We start from the raw sequence: 386 nt of genomic DNA on the forward strand, positions 1-386 counted from the left end.
CCACGGCCGCCTTCAACGTGACCGTCCTGCTCCTCCTGCCGGATCTCGTCGGGCGGGTGGGGACGTCGCCGGACACCGGGACGCCGGTGATGCTCCAGTGCATCGTCCTGTACCTCCATGCCTCTGTCGTGGTTACGGACGTCGCGCCGAACGGGCGACGGGGTATGGCGTGTGCATGACAGTCATAGGCCGGTTGCGTCAGTGATGGAGCCCGGGAACGGCCGAGGGGCTGGTGCTCGTGGCGCCGGCAGAGAAGACCGCGGCTTCCTTGGCGGTGGCGACGATGCCGTTCGTTCCGTTGAAGAGGCGCCGGCCCCAACTGGTGACCTGGTTGGGATCGAAGCTGGTGACCAGGTCCAGGTACTGCACATCACTGCTGTTGCCGC

General features: G+C 66.8%; 1 pseudogene. It reads right to left on the reverse strand.

Going from position 1 to position 386, the window contains the following annotated elements:
* Window positions 1–198 precede the first annotated feature (198 nt).
* A pseudogene (locus CCL05_RS46820) lies at window positions 199–386 on the reverse strand (cellulase family glycosylhydrolase); the annotation flags it as partial.

Source organism: Streptomyces africanus, assembly GCF_002150735.1.
Classification (GTDB): domain Bacteria; phylum Actinomycetota; class Actinomycetes; order Streptomycetales; family Streptomycetaceae; genus Streptomyces; species Streptomyces africanus.